Source organism: Pseudomonas sp. E45-MNA-CIBAN-0222 (assembly GCF_040310405.1).
Lineage (GTDB): Bacteria > Pseudomonadota > Gammaproteobacteria > Pseudomonadales > Pseudomonadaceae > Stutzerimonas > Stutzerimonas stutzeri_AC.
The window spans coordinates 24,738-44,179 of the sequence record NZ_JBEOPU010000020.1; the positions used below are offsets into that span (position 1 = coordinate 24,738).

General features: G+C 62.8%; 11 protein-coding genes. 7 read left to right on the plus strand and 4 right to left on the minus strand.

Features of this window, described 5'->3' with window-relative positions:
• The first annotated feature begins 150 nt into the window (after window positions 1-150).
• Window positions 151-261, plus strand: coding sequence for a cytochrome c oxidase subunit CcoM (ccoM, locus tag AAEZ08_RS21095; RefSeq protein WP_003281374.1), 111 nt, complete (start codon window positions 151-153; stop codon window positions 259-261).
• A gap of 67 nt (window positions 262-328) precedes the next feature.
• Here ccoM and pulA read toward each other — a convergent pair whose 3' ends face one another.
• Together pulA and AAEZ08_RS21105 are read right to left on the minus strand one after the other, a co-directional pair.
• Window positions 329-3,448 (minus strand): pullulanase-type alpha-1,6-glucosidase, encoded by a 3,120-nt coding sequence (gene pulA / locus AAEZ08_RS21100; protein ID WP_500125082.1) that lies wholly within the window; start codon window positions 3,446-3,448, stop codon window positions 329-331.
• 235 nt (window positions 3,449-3,683) lie between these two features.
• Window positions 3,684-4,154 (minus strand): MaoC family dehydratase, encoded by a 471-nt coding sequence (locus tag AAEZ08_RS21105; RefSeq protein WP_003281378.1) that lies wholly within the window; start codon window positions 4,152-4,154, stop codon window positions 3,684-3,686.
• Between the two features lie 275 nt (window positions 4,155-4,429).
• Between AAEZ08_RS21105 and fadD2 the strand changes: the two genes are divergently transcribed.
• From fadD2 to rarD, 6 genes are all read left to right on the plus strand, one after another.
• Window positions 4,430-6,118 carry a long-chain-fatty-acid--CoA ligase FadD2 gene (gene fadD2, locus AAEZ08_RS21110; RefSeq protein ID WP_500125083.1) on the plus strand — a complete coding sequence of 563 codons (1,689 nt, stop codon included), beginning with the start codon at window positions 4,430-4,432 and terminating at the stop codon, window positions 6,116-6,118.
• Between the two features lie 224 nt (window positions 6,119-6,342).
• Window positions 6,343-8,034, plus strand: coding sequence for a long-chain-fatty-acid--CoA ligase FadD1 (gene fadD1, locus AAEZ08_RS21115; protein WP_003281381.1), 1,692 nt, complete (start codon window positions 6,343-6,345; stop codon window positions 8,032-8,034).
• A 172-nt stretch (window positions 8,035-8,206) separates the two neighbouring features.
• The gene (gene ctpM, locus AAEZ08_RS21120; protein ID WP_500125084.1) at window positions 8,207-9,892 is read left to right on the plus strand and encodes a methyl-accepting chemotaxis protein CtpM; all 1,686 of its coding nucleotides are present in this window, start codon (window positions 8,207-8,209) and stop codon (window positions 9,890-9,892) included.
• A gap of 260 nt (window positions 9,893-10,152) precedes the next feature.
• The gene (locus AAEZ08_RS21125) at window positions 10,153-11,757 is read left to right on the plus strand and encodes a M28 family metallopeptidase (protein WP_500125085.1); all 1,605 of its coding nucleotides are present in this window, start codon (window positions 10,153-10,155) and stop codon (window positions 11,755-11,757) included.
• A gap of 116 nt (window positions 11,758-11,873) precedes the next feature.
• Window positions 11,874-15,953, plus strand: coding sequence for an ATP-dependent RNA helicase HrpA (gene hrpA, locus AAEZ08_RS21130; protein WP_500125086.1), 4,080 nt, complete (start codon window positions 11,874-11,876; stop codon window positions 15,951-15,953).
• Window positions 15,954-15,991: 38 nt separating this feature from the next.
• Window positions 15,992-16,924, plus strand: a complete 933-nt coding sequence (gene rarD / locus AAEZ08_RS21135) for an EamA family transporter RarD (RefSeq protein ID WP_500125087.1) — start codon at window positions 15,992-15,994, stop codon at window positions 16,922-16,924.
• Window positions 16,925-16,968: 44 nt separating this feature from the next.
• Here the strand turns inward: rarD and AAEZ08_RS21140 are convergent, their stop codons facing one another.
• On the minus strand, window positions 16,969-17,826 hold the full coding sequence (locus AAEZ08_RS21140) for an FHA domain-containing protein (RefSeq protein WP_181067701.1): 858 nt from the start codon (window positions 17,824-17,826) through the stop codon (window positions 16,969-16,971).
• Between the two features lie 60 nt (window positions 17,827-17,886).
• On the minus strand, window positions 17,887-19,434 hold the full coding sequence (locus AAEZ08_RS21145; RefSeq protein WP_500125088.1) for a protein kinase domain-containing protein: 1,548 nt from the start codon (window positions 19,432-19,434) through the stop codon (window positions 17,887-17,889).
• Window positions 19,435-19,442 lie beyond the last annotated feature (8 nt).

Genomic DNA, 19,442 nt, shown 5'->3' on the forward strand with positions numbered 1-19,442 from the left:
TGCATACCCCTATTTTCTTGACCTGGATCAGTCGTTGCGTGCGCCTGTCGCCAGCATTTTGCGCCCATTGATCAGGGTCAATTTTTTTCGAAGGTTGCCGGTTTAACTTGGACCCATCGAACAGCGAATCAAGTGTCGGAGGTAGGTCTCATGTTTGTCGATAATGTGGTGCTCGCAGGGGTGGTCACGGTCGGCCTGATGGTCGCCTTCCTCGCAGGTTTCGGATATTTCATCTGGCGGGATGCTCACAAGAAGAGCTGATCCGACAGATTCAAAGAGCACGCAAGGCATTTAGGCGACCTATGGTCGCCTTTTTTTTGCGCGCGATTTACCGACGTGCCTGAGGCTGTACGAACACGGCCGTCGTGAATGCCGGTACCTCGAATTCCCCACTGATGACCGTGGCCTGGCGACTGATCGGATCGACTGAGCCTTTCAGCACTGGATGCAGCTGGTAGCCATCCCCGCCTGGCAGGCGAACCCGCTGGTCCGACGCATTGATCACTACCATCAACGAGCTATAGCGCCGGTCCAGATCGCGGCCGTCGCGCGGGCCGTCGGCCAGGCTGAAGGCGATCACGCCAGGCTGCTGTTCGGGGCCAGTGTTGTGAAACTGCAAGCGACGCTGCACTTCACGGGCGCTGTCGAGCTGGAACAGTGCACTGTCACTACGAATTTTCAGCAGCTCCAGAAAGCGCCGCTTCGCCGCGACGATTTCAGCGGCCCCCGGTTTGGCCTGTGGGTCGACGATGATCTTGCGAACCAGCGGCCAGTTGTCGCCGTCCTTGTCAGCGCGTGGCAGGCCTTTGTTCCAGTTGTTGTCCTGATAGCTGAAATCCACCGCGTTGAACCAGTCTCCCGAGTCGTAGCTGTCGCGCTGCATGGACTTTGATCGTAGCATGTCAGAGCCGAGATGAATGAACGGCACACCCTGGCTGAACAGCGGCACCGACAGCGCCAGCATGTGCATGCGAACCCGGTCGGCAACCGACAGGCTGCTGGCGAGCTTGTACTGGTTGTTGTCCCACAGCGTCTGGTTGTCGTGCTTGGAGACATAATTGACGGTTTCCTGTGGGTCCAGCGTATAGCCGGCGGGCTGGCCGTTGTAGTCGATCTCGCTGCCCTTGCGCGTGCTGCCGTCGGCGGTGACGAACTGGAAATCGCGTAGCCCGCCGGCGATGCCGACGCGGATCAGGTCGGCGGCGTGGGGCAGTTGCGCTTTTTCCTGAGCCCCGGCGCCGCTTAGTTCATTGGGCCGCAGATAGAGCCCGTTGGCGAAGCCCTGGTTGCGGCGAATGCTCTCGCCGCTGTCGAAGGGGCTGCCGCCGCGTACTGCATCACGTTGCCGATCATTGAAGGTACCGATACCGGTGCCGGCCATGTTCAGTTGATTGGCGTTGATACCGCGGGCGTTGCCGGCAACCTCGCCGAATTCCCAGCCTTCTCCGTAGAAATAAGTGTCGCGATCGATGCGGCGAACGGCGCGATACGCATCGACGATCTGCTCGCGCATGTGGTGGCCCATCAGATCGAAGCGAAAGCCGGCGATCTTGTAATCGCGGGCCCAGACCTTCAGCGAGTCGATCATCAGCTTGGCCATCATGCGATGTTCGCTGGCAGTGTTCTCGCAGCAGGTCGAGGTTTCCACCGCGCCGGTAGTCGGGTTGCGGCGGTGGTAGTAGCCGGGTACGACCTTGTCCAGAACGGATTTTTCGGCCAGGCCGGAAGCGTTGGTGTGGTTGTAGACCACGTCCATCACGGTAACGAGGCCATTGTCGGCGAGCGCCTGCACCATCTGGCGGAACTCGATGACGCGTTGCACGCCTTCGGCGTCGCTGGCGTAGCTGCCCTCGGGCGCGGTGAAGTGGAAGGGGTCGTAGCCCCAGTTGAAATCATCCAGGCCGCGCAGGTCGTCGTACAGCGATTGCGCCTGGCCGCTGGCGGGGTCGAAGCCCTCTAGCACCTGACGAACGCTCGCTGCGCCACAGTACTGCGCCCAGCGCTCCCGGGCCCCGTCCGACAGGTCGCAGAGCTTGGCGAAGGGGTCGTCCAGATTGATCCGCTGTGCGGGGTCTTCATCGATGGTGGCAATGTCGAACACCGGCAGCAACTGCACGTGGGTGAGCCCGGCCTTCTGCAGGTCACGCAGGTGCCGCATGCCGTCGCTGTTCTGGTGGGTAAACGCTGCGTAGGTACCGCGTAGCGAGGCCGGCAGGCTGGTGTCGCTGGCGCTGAAGTCGCGCAGATGTGTTTCGTAGATCACGCTCGCTTCGGGGCGCTCCGGGTGTGGCGGACGCACCGCATCCCAGCCGGCGGGCTTGAGATCGTCGGCGTTCAGGTCGACGACCTGGGCGTACTGGCTGTTGCGCGACAGGCTCAGGGCATAGGGATCGCTGACCAACGTCGTCTCGATTCTGCCGGTGCTTGGCCGATAGGCGGTGACTTCGTACTGGTAGTACTGGCGATCCAGCGAGCGCGGGCCTTCCAGGCTCCAGACGCCGAGCCGCTCCCGCATGGGCTTCGGATAGCCGGGTAGCAGCCGTTTGGATGCATCGAACACGTGCAGACGAACCTGCTGCGCGGTCGGTGCCCAGAGCTTGAAAGACACACCTCTGGCATCGAGCGTCGCGCCCAGCTCGCCGTTGTAGGCGAACAGCATGTCGAGGATGCCGGCGGTCTGCACTTCGGTGGCATCGATGACCCGGCCGTCCGCGTCATAGGCGATTACCACCAGTTGGCTCATCACGGCGCGGCGCAGGTCATGTGCGCCGGCTTTGATCCGGTACGCCGGGGCATCGGCCAGATGCGGGTGCTGGCGCCTGATGCCAGTGCGCAGGCTCGACGGCTGCATCGCCAGGCTCTGCCCGCCACTAACGGTAAGCGCCTCGCCGTCGATGCGGATGCTGGCGTCGCTTGCATAGCGCAGCTCGACGCGGCTGGCGCCCGGCGCACCGCCCACCAGCGCGAGCGTAAACGGATCGAGCCAGTGCGCCCGCGCGCCCTTGATCGCCACAGCACTGCTGCTCAGCGGCGTGCTGGACAGCTGTGGGTTGCCGCTGACCGAGAAGACACGACGGCCGAGTTCGTCGAAGCGCCAGACCAGGTCGCCACCGCCCAGGTCCTTTTCGTCGCCCTTGTGCATGATCAGATTCAGGCAACCGGCATCGGTGCTCAGTGGAATGCGGTACAACGCGCCGTACTGCGTGTCGGTATCCACTGCCGCGAGCGGTTGCGCCCAGCTGGTTTCACTCGCACTGCCGTTGCAGCCGGGGGTGTTCCACAGATGGGGTCCCCAGCCGTGGTAGTCGCCATCGGCGCGCTGGTAGTAGAGCAGGGCCTCGTCGGGGCCAGGGTCGAGCGGGGCAGCCGAAGCGGGCTGCATGGCTAGCGCCAAGCTGCCGAGGACGAGCGCCGCCAGGCGCCGATAAGCGATTGAGCGAATGAGCATGGATGAGGGTCCCGTTGTTGTTCTTGTTGTACTGCTCGCTCGATAGTCGGCGCGGGGTATCCGATACGCATCCTTCCGCCAGGGAACTGCTTGAGGCGTAGGCCAGGGCCGTAATAGCGTTCTGCTTGTCCCCCGTGCCCGCCGACGGAGGCGTTGCTGGAAATGAAGAGGGCGCCAATCAGGCGCCCTCGATTTGCCCCGTCCATGAACGGCGAGGCGATGAACGTAGGGATGCTCAACCGATGGTGATCGGCGGCAACTCCTTCAGTTCTACGGTCTCCTGCTTGCGTGGCGCGAGCACTTCCGCTTCGCCATCGACCACCTGCTCATCGTTCTGGTTGAACACGCGGGTGGCGATGCGCACGCGGTTCTTCGGCATTTTTTCGAGGATTTCAAGGCGTACGGTCAGGGTGTCGCCGATCTTCACCGGGCGGGTGAATTTCATGGTTTGGCCAAGATAGATGGTGCCCGGGCCCGGCATGGTGCAAGCCACGGCGGCGCTGATCAGCGCGCCACTGAACATGCCATGGGCGATGCGTTCCTTGAACAGCGTACCGGCCGCGAACTCGGCATCCAGATGGACCGGGTTGCGGTCGCCGGACATGGCTGCGAACAGCTGGATGTCCCTTTCCTCTAAGTGTTTTTCGAAGCTCGCCTGCTGGCCGACTTCCAGGTCGGCGTAGGGCGTGTTGCTGATGGTGCTCATGGAGTGTCCTCAGGCTGGTCGGCGCGCCATATGCTGCGCCCGATGGATCGAAGCGTGCCGCGCGATCCGATACAGCCGGTGTACGCGCGCTGGGGCAGCATTCTAGAGGCATGTCCCGCACTTGTCCCGAGCCCGGACGCGGCCGGCGCCGTGACGACAGATTCACGTCAGTGATTTGTGCTGCTCGGACTGTTGCGCCATGACCTCGACCTGATAAGTTCGCTAGAGCCTGCCACGCGTGGGCCAGACACTCTCAGGTAAAGAGGCCAATAACAATGCAGCCTGAATTCTGGAATGACAAACGCCCTGCTGGCGTGCCCAATGACATCGATCTCCACGCCTATCGCTCAGTGGTGGAGGTTTTCGAACGCGCCTGCAAGACCCATGCGAACCGCCCCGCGTTCAGCAACATGGGCGTCACCCTCAGCTATGCCGATCTGGAACGCTACTCCGCCGCCTTCGCGGCCTGGCTTCAGACACACACCGACCTGCAACCCGGCGACCGCATCGCCATTCAGATGCCCAACCTTTTGCAGTATCCCATTGCGGTATTCGGTGCACTGCGCGCCGGTCTCATCGTGGTCAATACCAACCCGCTCTACACCTCGCGGGAGATGCGCCACCAGTTCCAGGATTCCGGCGCGCGCGCACTGGTCTACCTGAATACCTTCGGCCACCATGTGCAGGAAGTGCTGGCCGATACCTCGATCGAACATCTGATCGAAGTGCGCATCGGTGACATGCTGCCGGCGCTTCGGGGTGTGCTGGTGAATGCGGCGGTCAAGCATCTCAAGAAAATGGTGCCTGACTACAACTTGCCTCAAGCGGTGGCCTTCAAGAGCCTGCTGAGTGACGGCGCGCGCCACAATCACAAGCCGGTGCCGCTGGAACTCGACCACGTTGCGGTGCTGCAGTACACCGGTGGTACGACCGGAGTGGCCAAAGGCGCGATGCTGACCCACGGCAACCTGGTGGCGAACATGCAGCAGGTGCGAGCCAATATGCAGCAGCTCGACGAGCATGGCCACCCGATTATCCGCGAAGGCCAGGAAGTGATGATCGCGCCGCTGCCGCTCTACCATATCTATGCGTTCACGGTGAACTGCATGTGCATGATGGTCACAGGCAATCACAACGTTCTCATCACCAATCCGCGGGATATCAACGGTTTCGTCAAGGAGCTGCAGCGCTGGCAGTTCTCTGCATTTCTCGGCCTCAATACACTGTTCGTCGCGCTGATGGCCCACCCACAGTTCAAGAAGATCGATTTCTCTCGACTCAAGGGCACCAATTCAGGTGGTACCGCCTTGGTTTCCGCGGTAGCCGAACGCTGGAAGGGCATGACCGGCTGCACGGTCGTCGAAGGCTACGGGCTGACCGAGACGTCACCGGTTGTCTGCGCCAACCCCCACGGTGACCATTCACGTCTCGGCACTGTGGGGCTTCCAGTGCCCGGCACTGTGGTGAAGGTCATTGATGACGAGGGCAACGCTTTGCCACTCGGTGAGCGCGGTGAGCTGTGCGTCAAGGGACCGCAAGTGATGAAGGGCTATTGGCAGCGTCCCGACGCAACTGCCGAGGTGTTGGACGAGGAGGGTTGGCTGAAGACCGGCGACATCGCGGTGATCGATGAAGACGGTTTTGTCAGCATCGTCGACCGCAAGAAGGACCTTATCATCGTCTCCGGTTTCAACGTCTACCCCAACGAGATCGAAGATGTGGTCATGGCTCACCCGAAGGTGGCTGCATGCGCCGCCATTGGCGTGGCGGACGAGAAGTCAGGCGAGGCGGTCAAGCTGTTCGTCGTGCCCAGCGATCCGACGCTCACTCAGGAAGAGCTACAGGCCTACTGCCGCGAGAATTTCACCGGTTACAAGATGCCCAGGCACTACGTGTTTCGGGATTCACTGCCGATGACGCCGGTAGGCAAGATCCTGCGCCGCGAGTTGCGCGATACGGTTTGAATAGCACTGCATAGGCGCTGGAAATAACGCCTGCTGTAAGTGACCGGGACATATGTTCCGGTCACTTTATGTCGAATCGCTCCCCCGCGGACTCTGTTCGCTCCTGTGCAAAGCTGCTAACCTCGGGCACGCTTTTAGCCCGATCAGTGGTACAAAAGTTAACAAATCACAACAAAACAGCTGCCATCGCGCAGTAATAAAGCTGTTGCTTAGGAGTGGGGTTCATGACCGATAACTTCTGGAAGGATAAGTATCCTGTTGGTGTTGCCAGCGAGATCAATCCCGACGAGTACCAGAACATCCAGGCTGTGCTCAAGCAGTCCTGCGAGCGTTTCGCGGACAAGCCGGCGTTCAGCAATCTCGGCAAGACCCTGACCTACGGAGAGCTGTACAAGCTGTCCGGTGACTTCGCCGCTTATCTGCAACAGAACACCGATCTTCAGCCCGGCGACCGTATCGCCGTGCAATTGCCCAACCTCATCCAATACCCCATCGTAGTGTTCGGTGCCATGCGTGCCGGGCTTATCGTGGTCAATACCAACCCGCTGTATACCGCGCGGGAGTTGGAGCATCAGTTCAACGATGCTGGCGCCAAGGCGCTCGTCTGCCTGGCCAACATGGCGCACCTGGCCGAAGAGGTCCTGCCAAAGACCGGCATCAAGCACGTAATCATCACCGAAGTTGCCGACATGCTGCCGCCGCTCAAGCGCATGCTGGTCAACGCGGTGGTCAAGCACGTGAAGAAAATGGTGCCGGCCTACAATCTGCCCAAGGCCGTCAAGCTCAACGATGCCTTGGCACTGGGCCGCGGCAAAGCCGTACGTGAGGCGTCGCCGAGCAGCGATGAGGTCGCCGTGCTGCAATACACCGGCGGTACCACCGGCGTCGCCAAGGGTGCGATGCTGACTCACCGCAACATCGTCGCCAACATGCTGCAGTGCAAGGCGTTGATGGGGTCGAACCTCAATGACGGCAGCGAGGTGCTCATCGCCCCCTTGCCGCTCTACCACATCTACGCCTTCACCTTTCACTGCATGGCGATGATGCTCAGCGGCAACCACAACATCCTGATTTCCAACCCGCGCGACCTGCCGGCGATGATCAAGGACCTGTCCAAGTATCGCTTCAGCGGCTTCGTCGGGCTCAACACGCTGTTCGTGGCGCTGTGCAACAGTGAAGACTTCCGCAAGCTCGATTTCTCTGCGCTCAAGGTCACCCTGTCTGGCGGTATGGCGCTGCAACTGGCCACAGCCGAGCGCTGGAAGCAGGTCACCGGGTGCCCGATCTGCGAAGGCTATGGCCTGACCGAAACCAGCCCGGTAGCCTCGGTCAATCCGATCGAGCACATCCAGATTGGCACCATCGGCATTCCGGTTCCTTCGACGCAATTCAAGGTTATCAATGACGACGGGCAGGATCTGGCACAAGGCGAGATCGGCGAGTTGTGCATCAAGGGCCCGCAGGTGATGAAGGGTTACTGGCAGCGCCCTGAGGCCACTGACGAAGTGATCGATGCCGAAGGCTGGTTCAAGTCCGGCGACATCGGCGTCATTCAGGAAGACGGCTACATCCGCATCGTCGACCGTAAGAAGGACATGATTCTGGTGTCTGGCTTCAACGTGTATCCCAACGAGCTGGAAGACGTGCTTGCCGGTCTGCCAGGGGTGCTGCAATGCGCCGCCATTGGCGTGCCGGATGAGAAGTCGGGTGAGGCGATCAAGCTGTTCGTAGTGGTCAAGCCGGGTGAGAGCCTGACCAAGGAACAGGTGATGAAGCACATGCACGACAACCTGACTGGCTACAAGCGGCCTAAAGCCGTTGAGTTCCGCGAAAGCCTGCCGACCACCAACGTCGGCAAGATCCTGCGGCGCGAGTTGCGCGATGAAGAGTTGCGCAAGCTGGGCCACAAGAAGTAATCGAGGCTTCACTTGAAAACCCCGCCCCGGCGGGGTTTTTTTCGTTTATGCGAACTACGTTCATCGGCAATACCTCGCATCGCCTGGATTAGCGTTTAGTAGAGTTCTCCTCATTATGTAGTCGATGGCACAATGGCACTACTTAACCATGCTTTTCCTATGGGATTTGAAGATGCTAGCGTCCTTACGGCTGCGGGTGAAATTGCTCTTGCTTGCGCTTGGTCCGATTCTTTTGTTGAGCATCACGCTCAGTGGGGTAGCGGTAGTCGAGTTGCAGGACTTGGCCGACCAGCAGGAAGATCAGACCCGCACGAGCCTTATTCGTGACCGTCGTGCCGAGCTCAAGCATTACGTCGAGCTGGCGCGAAACGCCATTGCACCGATCTATGAGCGCTCTGCCCAGGGCGACATGCAGGCGCGTGAGCAGGCGGTCGCCATACTCGAGCGCCTCAGCTACGGCAATGAGGGGTATTTCTGGGGGTATGACGCTCAGTCGCTGCGGGTATTCCAGGGCGCTACGCGTGAGCGCATCGGCGAAAGCTTCGCCGATTACCGGGATCCGAATGGCGTCTACGCCATTCGTGAGCTGGTCAAAGCCGGCCAGAACGGCAGTCACTTCGTCGATTACAGCTTCGTCGTTCCGGGCAGTGATACGTTGGTGCCGAAGGTCGGCTATGCCGAGCACCTGCCAAAGTGGAATCTGGTATTCGGTACGTCACTGAATCTGGACGACGTCGAGCGCGACGTGGGTGAGGCGCGGGCGGTTTTCCAGGCGCGAATCGATGGTCTCACCCTGTTCATGCTTGGCGCGGCGTTTCTGCTGCTGATCCTGATGGGCGTGCTCGCGGTGCTGATGAGCAACGCCATCCTCCGTCCGCTGCTGCAGATCAAGCAGAATCTGGACGACATGGCGCAGGGCGACGGCGATCTTACCCATCGTTTGCCTGTCACCAGCCGGGACGAGCTCGGTGAGTTGTCTGCCTCGTTCAACCGCTTCGTCGAGAAGATCCATTCGCTGGTGCAGCAGGTTGCAGGAACCACCACGCAGCTCAGTGGACTGGTCGGTGCGGTGGCCAGCCAGGCGCAGCGTTCGGAGCAGGCCATGGCCGACCAGCGCAGCGAGACCGATCAGGTGGCCACGGCGATCAACGAGATGTCCGCTGCCGCCCATGAGGTCGCCATGAGCGCCCAGCGTGCCGCCGAGGCGGCGCGTGAGACTGATCAGCAGGGTATTGCGGCCAAGCAGGTCGTCGATCAGAGCATTCGTCAGATCCATGAGCTGGTGGGCGAGCTGCGTGGCAGTGGTGAATCGTTGGACGGGCTGCAGCAGGACGTGCAAGGCATCGTCGGCGTGCTTGATGTAATCCGCGCCATTGCCGAGCAGACCAATCTGCTGGCGCTCAATGCTGCCATCGAAGCAGCCCGTGCCGGTGAAGCGGGCCGCGGTTTCGCCGTGGTTGCCGACGAAGTCAGGGCGCTGGCCAGCCGCACGCAGCAGAGCACTGGCGAGATCCAGGGCATGATCGACCGCCTGCAGAGCGCGACTTCGAACACCGTCTCCACCATGTTGCGCGCCGGCGAGAAGGGCGAGAGCACCCGCGATCATGCCAATCAGGCTGGTGAGTCACTGGATGCGATCTCTGCATTGATCGGCACGATCAACTCGATGAACGCGCAAATCGCCGCCGCTGCCGAAGAACAGACTGCCGTGGCAGAGGAGATCAATCGCAGCGTGCACCACATCGCCGATGCAGTGGATGGCGTGGCCAGCGATGCGGCGCAGGGCGCTCAGACATCGCGTGAACTCAACGGTCTTGCCGAACAGCTGCAGAGGCTGGTGGGGCAGTTCCGCATCTGATCCGGGTGGCTTCAGGTGGCGGGTGCAATGCCTGCCGCCCTTGCCTGGCTGAGTAGGCTGCGCGCTTGCGCGATATCCAGTCCTTCACATGTAGTTCCCTCATACCGATGAACGGCGCTACCGGCGGGCGGCTGTCTCAGAACCGAGACGGCGGCCGTTCGGTCTAGCTCCCTATGGCCGCGTCCGCTGAAAGCAGTAGGGGACGATGGCGCAAGCCACAGGCGGCCTGCCCATCAATCCGTTGCAAGGATGAGTTACCCATGCACAAGAAAAACAATGCTGTTCGGGTAGTTGCTTCTCTCGCATTACTTACCGGCAGTGTCGCTTTCGCGGCGCCGCAGATCGATACCGCTCAATTCAATGACTTCTGGACACCGGACAAGCCGAACGCCGCGCTTTGCCGTTCGCCGTTGCTGGTCGGTACGCCGGTCGGCCTGCCGCGCTGCATGCAGGCGAGCAACGTCATGAAGCATCTGGAAGCGCTGCAGGACATCGCTGCGCTGAACGATGGCAATCGGGCTTCCGGCCAGCCGGGCTATCAGGCGTCGATCGATTACGTGCGCAGCCGCCTGCAGCGAGCCGGCTATCGGGTCGAGATACAGGCCTTTCCCTTCCTAGCCTTCTATCCGGTCAGCCCCGGCACGCTGAGCGCCGTGGCGCCGCAGCCGGTGCAGTACGTTTGGGAGGAGGACTTCTCCTATGCCGACCAGACCGACCCTGGCAACGTCACCGCACCAGTGGTGCCGGTTGACCTGGCGCTCGGTGCCGGCAACACGTCTACCAGCGGTTGTGAACCGGAGGACTTCGCCGGGTTCCCGGCCGGGGCCATTGCGTTGATGCAGCGCGGCACCTGTCCGTTCGGGCAGAAGGCCACCAATGCCGCGGCGGCCGGTGCGGCGGGGGCAATCATCTTCAATCAGGGCGACACCGAGGACCGCAAGGGGCTGCTGGTCGCGACCCTGGGCGAGGACTACAGCGGCGGCATTCCAGTGATGTTCTCCACCTACGACAACGGCGTGGCCTGGTCGCAGACTGCGGGCCTGCAGCTGAGCATGAACGTCGATGTGGTGCGCGAGCAGACCGAGACCTACAACCTGCTGGCCGAAACCCGCCGCGGTGACCCGAGCAACGTGATCATGGTCGGCGCGCATCTGGATTCGGTGTTCGAAGGCGCCGGCATCAACGACAACGGGTCCGGCAGCGCCGCGCTGCTGGAAATGGCACTGCTGATGAGTAAGGCCCGGCCGGAGAATAAAGTGCGTTTTGCCTGGTGGGGTGCCGAGGAGTCCGGGCTGGTTGGCTCGACCTACTACGTCACGCAATTGCCGGATGAGCAGAAGCAGCGCATCAAGGCCTACCTGAACGTCGACATGATCGGTTCGCCGAACTACGGCAACTTCATCTACGATGGCGATGGCTCCGACTTCGGCCTGCAGGGGCCTCCCGGCTCGGCCGCCATCGAGCGTTTGCTGCGCACCTACTTCCAGCTGCGCAATGCGCCGTCTGAAGGCACCGAGATCGACTTCCGCTCCGACTACGCACAGTTCTTCGAAGACGGCATCGCCTTCGGCGGGCTGTTCACCGGCGCCGAGGACATCAAGACCGAGGAGCAGGCGCAGCGTTATGGCGGCATCGCCGGGGAGTCGTTCGACGCGTGTTATCACACGCCATGCGACAATCTCGGCAACATCTCCACTGAAGCCCTGGAGTTGCATAGCGATGCGCTTGCCTTCGCCACCAGCTGGCTCTCGCTATCGACCAAGATGATCGATGACGAGATCGCCGCGGCGGCCGAGCAGAGCATCGGCACCATGCGCATCCAGCAAGTGCAGGAGAAGTCGCGCTGGGGTCACTGGATCCGTTGATCGGCTGAATACCGCGCCGGCTAGCCGGCGCGGTCCCTCCAAACATCCCTTTCCCTTCGGCCGGCCGGGCAAATCTGCGACAATCGCGCCCTTCTCGAATTGCCCCACGGCTGTCCATGACCGACGCAACGCCCGCTATCGATACCCTGCTGAAGAATCTCGACCAGGCCCTGTTCGCTGATCGCCATCGCCTGCGCCGGCAGCTGCATGAGCTGAGAAAGCAACCGGACGAGGCCAAGCTGACCCAATGGCTGGAACGTTTTCAGGCCTCCGTAGCCAAGGTCGAGGCTCGCCGGCAGAGCGTGCCGCGCATTCGCTACGACGACAGCCTGCCAATCGCGGCCAAGCGCGACGAGATCAAGGCCGCGCTGGAAAAACACCAGGTGCTGGTGATCGCCGGTGAGACCGGCTCGGGCAAGACCACGCAGCTGCCGAAGATCTGCCTGGAAATCGGCCGTGGCGTACACGGGCTGATCGGCCATACCCAGCCGCGCCGGCTGGCGGCACGCAGCGTCGCGACTCGGGTGGCCGAGGAAATCGGCGCGCCGCTGGGTGAGCTGGTGGGTTATCAGGTGCGCTTCGAGGATCAGAGCAAGGACAGCTCGCTGATCAAGCTGATGACCGACGGCATCCTGCTGGCCGAGACGCAGCACGATCGCTTCCTCGAGCGTTACGACACCATCATCGTCGACGAGGCCCACGAGCGTTCGCTGAACATCGATTTCCTGCTCGGCTTCCTCAAGACTTTGCTGCCGCGCCGGCCGGACCTGAAGGTCATCATCACTTCGGCGACCATCGACCTGCAGCGCTTTTCCGAGCATTTCGATGGTGCGCCCATCGTCGAGGTGTCCGGGCGTACCTACCCGGTGGAGACCTGGTATCGGCCACTGGCGGCAGAGATCGACGAGGACGGCAACCGGGTCGAGGATGATCTGACCGTCGACCAGGGCATCCTCGCCGCGCTGGACGAGATTACTGCCCACGAGCAGAGCGTGGGCAAGCGCCCCGGCGACGTGCTGGTGTTCCTCCCTGGCGAGCGCGAGATTCGCGACGCGGCCGAGGTGCTGCGCAAGGCCAATCTGAAGTTCACCGAGGTGCTGCCGCTGTATGCGCGGCTGACGCCGGCCGAGCAGCAGAAGATTTTCCAGCCGCGACCAGGGCGCAAGATCGTGCTGGCCACCAACGTCGCCGAGACTTCGCTGACCGTGCCGGGCATCCGCTACGTGATCGATTCCGGCACCGCGCGCATCAGCCGCTACAGCTACCGCGCCAAGGTTCAGCGCCTGCCCATCGAGGCGGTGTCACAGGCCAGCGCCAACCAGCGCAAGGGGCGCTGCGGGCGGGTCGAGCCGGGTATCTGCATTCGGCTTTACAGCGAGGAAGACTTCCTTGGCCGGCCGGAATTCACCGATCCGGAGATCCTGCGCACCAACCTCGCCGCGGTGATCCTGCAGATGCTGCATCTGCGCCTGGGCGACATCCAGGATTTCCCCTTTATCGAGCCGCCGGATGGCAAGGCCATCAGCGACGGTTTCAACCTGTTGCAGGAGCTCTCGGCGGTCAATCGCGAGAACCAGCTGACCCCAATGGGGCGCCAGTTGGCGCGCCTGCCGATCGACCCGCGGCTTGGTCGCATGCTGCTGGAAGCTGCACAGCAGGGCAGCCTCGCCGAAGTCCTGATCGTTGCCAGCGCACTCTCGGTGCAGGACGTGCGCGAGCGTCCGGCCGACCGTCAGCAGGCAGCCGACCAGGCCCATGCGCAGTGGAAAGATCCGGATTCGGACTTTGCCGCGCTGATCAATCTCTGGCGCGGTTTCGAGGAAAAGCGCCAGGAGCTGGGCTCCAACCCTCTGCGCACCTGGTGCCGGAAGAATTTCCTCAACTACCTGCGTCTGCGTGAGTGGCGCGACGCCCATCGCCAGCTGACGCTCATCGCCCGGGAGCTCAAGCTTGGTTCGGGCAGGTCGGCGGATGGCTCCGGCCAACCGCACGCCGATAAGGCACGTAGGGTGGAAGACGGCGAAGCCTCTTCCGCGCGTTCGGCGGGGGCCAGCACCCAACCCGCACCGACCAAGGACACCAAGGTCAACGTCATCCTCCGCCAGCAGGCCGAAGCCAGCGAGGCGGCACAGAAGGCCAAGAGCTACGCCTCGGTGCACAAGGCCATCCTCGCCGGCCTGCTCAGCCAGATCGGCAACAAGACCGAGGAGGGCGACTTCCTCGGCGCGCGCCAGCGGCGCTTCTGGGTGCATCCATCCAGCGTGATCGGCCGTAAGAAACCCAACTGGCTGATGGCCGCGGAACTCGTGGAAACCACCAAGCTGTTCGCGCGCATGGTCGCCAAGATCGAGCCGGACTGGATCGAGCCGCTGGCCGGGCATCTGATCAAGAAGAATCACTTCGAGCCGCATTGGGAAAAGAAGCGCGGGCAGGTGGTGGCCTACGAGCAGGTTACGCTTTACGGCATGATCGTCGTCGGCCGTCGGCCCGTGCATTACGGTCCCATCGATCCGCCCGCGGCCCGCGAGCTGTTCATCCGCGAAGGGCTGGTGCGCGGCGAGATCAACAGCCGTGCGCGCGCGCTCAGCGCCAATCGCGAGCTGCTCGAACGCCTCGACGAACTGGAAGCCAAGGCGCGGCGCCGCGACATCCTCGCCGACGAGGAAACCCTGTTCGATTACTACGATGCACGCCTGCCGGCGGACATCTACCAGACCGCCAGTTTCGAGAACTGGTACAAACGCGAAAGCGCGAAGAACCCGCAGCTGCTGATCATGCGAGAGGAAGACGTGCTCGCGCGGGAGGCCAGCGAGGTCACCGCCGCGCAGTACCCGGATTACCTGCGCATTGGCGAGCTGCAGTTGCCGCTGGAATACCATTTCGAGCCCAACCACCCGCGCGACGGCGTGACCCTGCGCGTACCGGCGCCGCTGCTGCCGCAATTGCGCAGCGAGCGGCTCGACTGGCTGGTGCCCGGCTTGCTGGAAACCAAGGCGGTGGCCCTGGTGCGCAACCTGCCCAAGGCGCTGCGCAAGAACTTCGTGCCGGTGCCGGATTTCGTTGGCGCTGCGCTGGCCAAGATCGCTTTTGGTGAAGGCTCGCTGCCCGAGGCGCTGGGCCGCGAGCTGCTGCGCATGACCGGCGCGCGCGTATCGGATGATGCGTGGGCCGAAGCGGCAGCCGGGCTGGAGAGCCACCTGAAGATGAACATCGAGGTGGTCGACGCCCGCGGCAAGTTTCTTGGTGAAGGCCGCGACCTGGCCGAGCTGACCGCACGTTTCGCCGAGGCGAGCCAGGCCGCCCTGGCGCCGCCGCAGCAGAAGGCCGAACAGAAGCCGGTCGAAGCCAAGGGTTTTGCCCAAGTCGCAGAAAAGGCCCAGGCGAAGATGGCCGGGCTGTCGATGACCGTCTACCCGGCGCTGGTGGAAGAGGCAGGAGTGGTCAAGGAAGGACGTTTCCCGACCCAGGCCGAGGCCGAGTGGCAACACCGCCGCGCGCTGCAGCGCCTGTTGCTGCAACAGCTGGCGGAGCCGGCCAAGTACCTGCGCAACAAGCTGCCGGGCCTTACCGAGCTGGGCCTGCTCTACCGCGACATGGGCAAGGTCGATGGGCTGGTCGAGGACATCCTGCTGGCCAGCCTCGACAGCTGCATCCTCGACGGCGAAGCCCAGCTGCCGCGTGATGGCGCCGCGCTGGCGTCGCTCGCCGAGCGCAAGCGCGGCGACTGGACTGCGCATGCCGAGCGCCTGGCACGTCTGACACTGGAAATCCTCAAGCACTGGCACGGCCTGCAGAAGCGCTTCAAGGGCAAGATCGATCTGGCCCAGGCGGTGGCGCTGAACGACATCAAGGCGCAGCTGGGCAATCTGGTCTATCCGGGCTTTGTTCGCGAAACACCTGCCGAGTGGCTGAAGGAATATCCCCGCTACCTCAAGGCCATCGAGCAACGCTTCGAGAAGATCGGTTCGCAGCTGCAGCGTGATCGCGTCTGGTCCGGCGAGCTGGCCGGCTACTGGGAACAGTATCAGGTGCGCCTGAAGAAGCACCTGCAGGAAGGCAAGCGCGATGCCGAGCTGGCACTGTATCGCTGGATGCTCGAGGAATATCGCGTCTCGCTCTGGGCGCAGCAGCTCGGCACCAGAATGGCGGTTTCGGACAAGCGCCTGAACAAGCAGTGGAGCCAGGTCGAGCCCTGAGGTCGGGGCTGGCACGAATCGTCAATCGCAGGAAGTCCATGGAAACTCGCAACAGACTGGCGGGCGTCGCCGGCTCGCTCGCCGCATCGACGCTCTTCGCCACGCTGTACTACTACACCTCGCTGCTCAAGCCGTTGAGCGGTCAACAGATCTACGGCTGGCGCATTCTGCTCACCGCACCCTGCCTGGCGTTGCTACTGCTAGCCATCGGTCGCTGGGGCGAGGTCCGCGAGATCCTGGTGCGCGTACCGGCAGAGGCGCGACTGTGGCTCGCGCTGCCGCTGTCCTCGGCGCTGGTCGGTCTGCAACTCTGGCTGTTCATGTGGGCGCCGATCAACGGCCACGGCCTGGACGTCTCGCTTGGCTACTTTCTGCTGCCGCTGACGCTGGTACTCACCGGCCGCCTGGTCTTCGGCGAGGCGATCAGTCGATTGCAACGCCTGGCCTGTTTGCTGGCGGCTGTAGGTGTCGGCAACCAGCTGCTGCTGGCTTCGTCACTGTCATGGCCGGTACTCGCCGTTGCCCTCGGTTATCCCTGCTACTTCGTCCTGCGCCGCTGGATTGGCACTGCCAGTCTCGGCGGGCTCTGGGTCGACCTGATCATCAGCCTGCCGGTCGCCGCGCTGTTTGCCTTCTCCGACCGAGATACCCTGCAACAGCTCGCGGCGAGCCCGGCGCTGCTGCTTCTGATCATCGGCCTGGGTGCGCTCAGTGCTCTGGCCCTGGCGCTGATGATCGTCGCAAGCAAACATCTGGATCTCGCACTCTTCGGCCTGCTCAGCTATGTCGAACCGGTTCTGCTGGTCGTCGTGTCGCTGCTGCTCGGCGAGAGCATCGCATCGGATCAATGGCTGACCTACGCCGCGATCTGGGCGGCTATAGGGCTGTTGGTTTTCGAGGGTTTGCGAGCGTTGCGAAGGGGGCGAGGGCAGCCTTTGGCCAGAGCGCCCAAGCGCACGTCGAAGAGTTAGTGGGCATGGGCAGCCCCGTCACCACTGAGCTGTGGGTGGGGCAGCTAAAGCATCCGCGGCCCCACGATCCCTGCGACAACTGCCAATCCGAGCGCACCGAGCAGCAGAGCCAGGCGCCAGCCCGATTTGCGCGGAGTCTCCAGTGCCGGCGCCGAGGTTGCCGGGGGCGTGGCGACGTGCAGAGGGTTCGGTGTGGCAGGGCGAGGGCGGGCAGGCTTGGGCTGAGCAGCGGCGGTGGCGGGCAGATCAGCGGCGCGGATGAACACGGTGGCGTCTTCGTCGACGATTTCCGGCGCACTCACCTTGGGGCCGATCACCAATAGCGTGGTGTTGCCCAGCTGAATCTGATCGCCCGGCTGCAGAACGGCCGTGGTGACCTTTTCACGGTTGACCAGCAAACCGTTGGCTGAGGCCAGATCCTTCACTTCCAGCACATCGCCCTTGAGATAGAACTCCGCGTGGCGGCGGGACAGCTCCGCATCGCTGAAGCAGAGCTCGCATTTCACCGAGCGGCCAAAGGTCATCGAGCCGGTGATGTGGTACTTGTGGCCCTGGTTTTCGCCCTTGACCACCTGCAGCAACCAGCGGGGCGCTGCCGCCACCTTGGCGCCGACCTTGGCCGGATCGACGATCTCCAGCTCCAGCGCCCCGAGTCGCACACGGTCCCCGGAGCGGATCTGATAGCGCTCGCCGATCTTTTCGTCATTGACGTAGGTGCCGCCTGGCGTGCCGAGGTCGGTCAGGTAGTAGAAGCGGTTTTCCAGTATCAGCTCGGCGTGAAAGGGCGCCACGCCGGCATCGCTTATCACCAGCCTGTTGGCGCGGTCCGAACCGAGGGTGAAGCGTTCATCGGCAAGCCAGACGGGGCTCTGACGATTGTCTGCGAAGTGGATTCTGAGCATGTCTGCGTCACCTTGAGCGGGAGCGATCGCAGGCATGAGCCAGGCGATCGGGCGTGATCATCAGTTGAATATGCGATTCCACAGGCGCTTGACCGGATTGGCCGGCGCCTGCGAGGTCTGCGTGGTGGCGGGTGGGGTGCGCGAGCTACTGGCAGCGGTACGCGGCACCGGTCGCGGTGCTCTTGCCTTGGCGACACGCTGAGCATGCGCGTCGTGCAGTGCCAGCAGGGGCGCGTACGCCGGCGCGGCTTCCAATCCCTGCTGGATGTACTCCAGTGCCAGGGCGTACTCACGCCTGCTGTAGGCAGCTTCGGCGAGTTCCACATAGCGCTCGCTGACGCGCGTCAGGCCGTCGAGCGCCATCTGGTTTTCCGGTAGCCAGCCCAGCACCTGCTGGTAATAGTGCACTGCACTGTCTTCGGCCGGTTGCAGCAGTTGGTCGCTGGCCAGCCGTTGCGCCGCTAGATCCAGGGCTTGGCCAATGCGCGCATCGAGGACACGCCGCAGGCCATCGAGGGCTTCTGCATTGTCCGAATCCAGGCGCAGGGCCTGGCGATAGTAGTAATCGGCATTGTCGAACGCGGGTGTCAGCAACTGCCCGCCGGCCAGACGCGATTCGGCGTTGTGGAGGTAGTCGGTGATGCGCTTGTACTGAAACCACTGATACCCACCGGCACCCAGCGCGGTTATTACCACGACCAGCGCCGCGCTGATCCCCACCCAGCGACCTAGCCCGCGACGTCGACGACGGCGTTTGATCTGCGGCTCGATGAATACCGCCGTGGCAATGCGGGTCTGGTCCATGTCCGGCTCGGTGAGCGTATCGATGGCCGTCAACAGTTCTCGGCAATTACTGAAGCGCTCGGCCGGCTGCTTGGCCAGCATGCGGTCGAGCAGCGGCTGATAGGGCGCCAGCGCCGGCGGCAATTGCGGTGCGGGCATCTGCACATGATTGAGCACGGTTTGCGGGTAGCTGCTGGCGCGGAACGGATTGGTTCCGGTGAGCATCTCGGCAAGGATTACCCCGAGGCTGTAGATGTCGCTGCGTGCGTCCAGCGGTTGGCACTGAGCCTGTTCCGGGCTGCTGTAAGCCGGGCTACCGACCGCGATGCCGAAGTGTGTGAGTTCGTTGTCCAGCTCGACAGCTTTGGCGACGCCGAAGTCGGTGAGTACCGCGCTGCCGTCGTCACGAAACAGAATGTTGGCGGGCTTCACGTCGCGATGTACCAGTCCGCCGTCGTGCACCACCGCCAGGCCGCCGGCCAGCTGGCGGATGATGTCCAGCGCCCGCGAAGGCGAGAAAACGATGCCGCGGTGTTGCGCCAGATCGCCACCGCCGATGTATTCCATGGCCAGATAATGCCGGCCATCGGCGATCTGGCCGATGTCGTGAATGGTGATGATGGCCGGATGGCGCAGCGAGGCGACGATATGACCTTCCTGGATGAAACGCTCGGTAAACGCCGCATCCTCTGTGCGCAGCAGTACCTTGACGGCTACTTCTCGATCCAGCGAAAGCTGGGTGGCCAGGTAGACCTCGGCCATTCCGCCTTTCCCGAGCCGTTTGTGCAGGCGATAGCCCGGTATTTCCAGCATCCGATGCGTCATAGAAACTC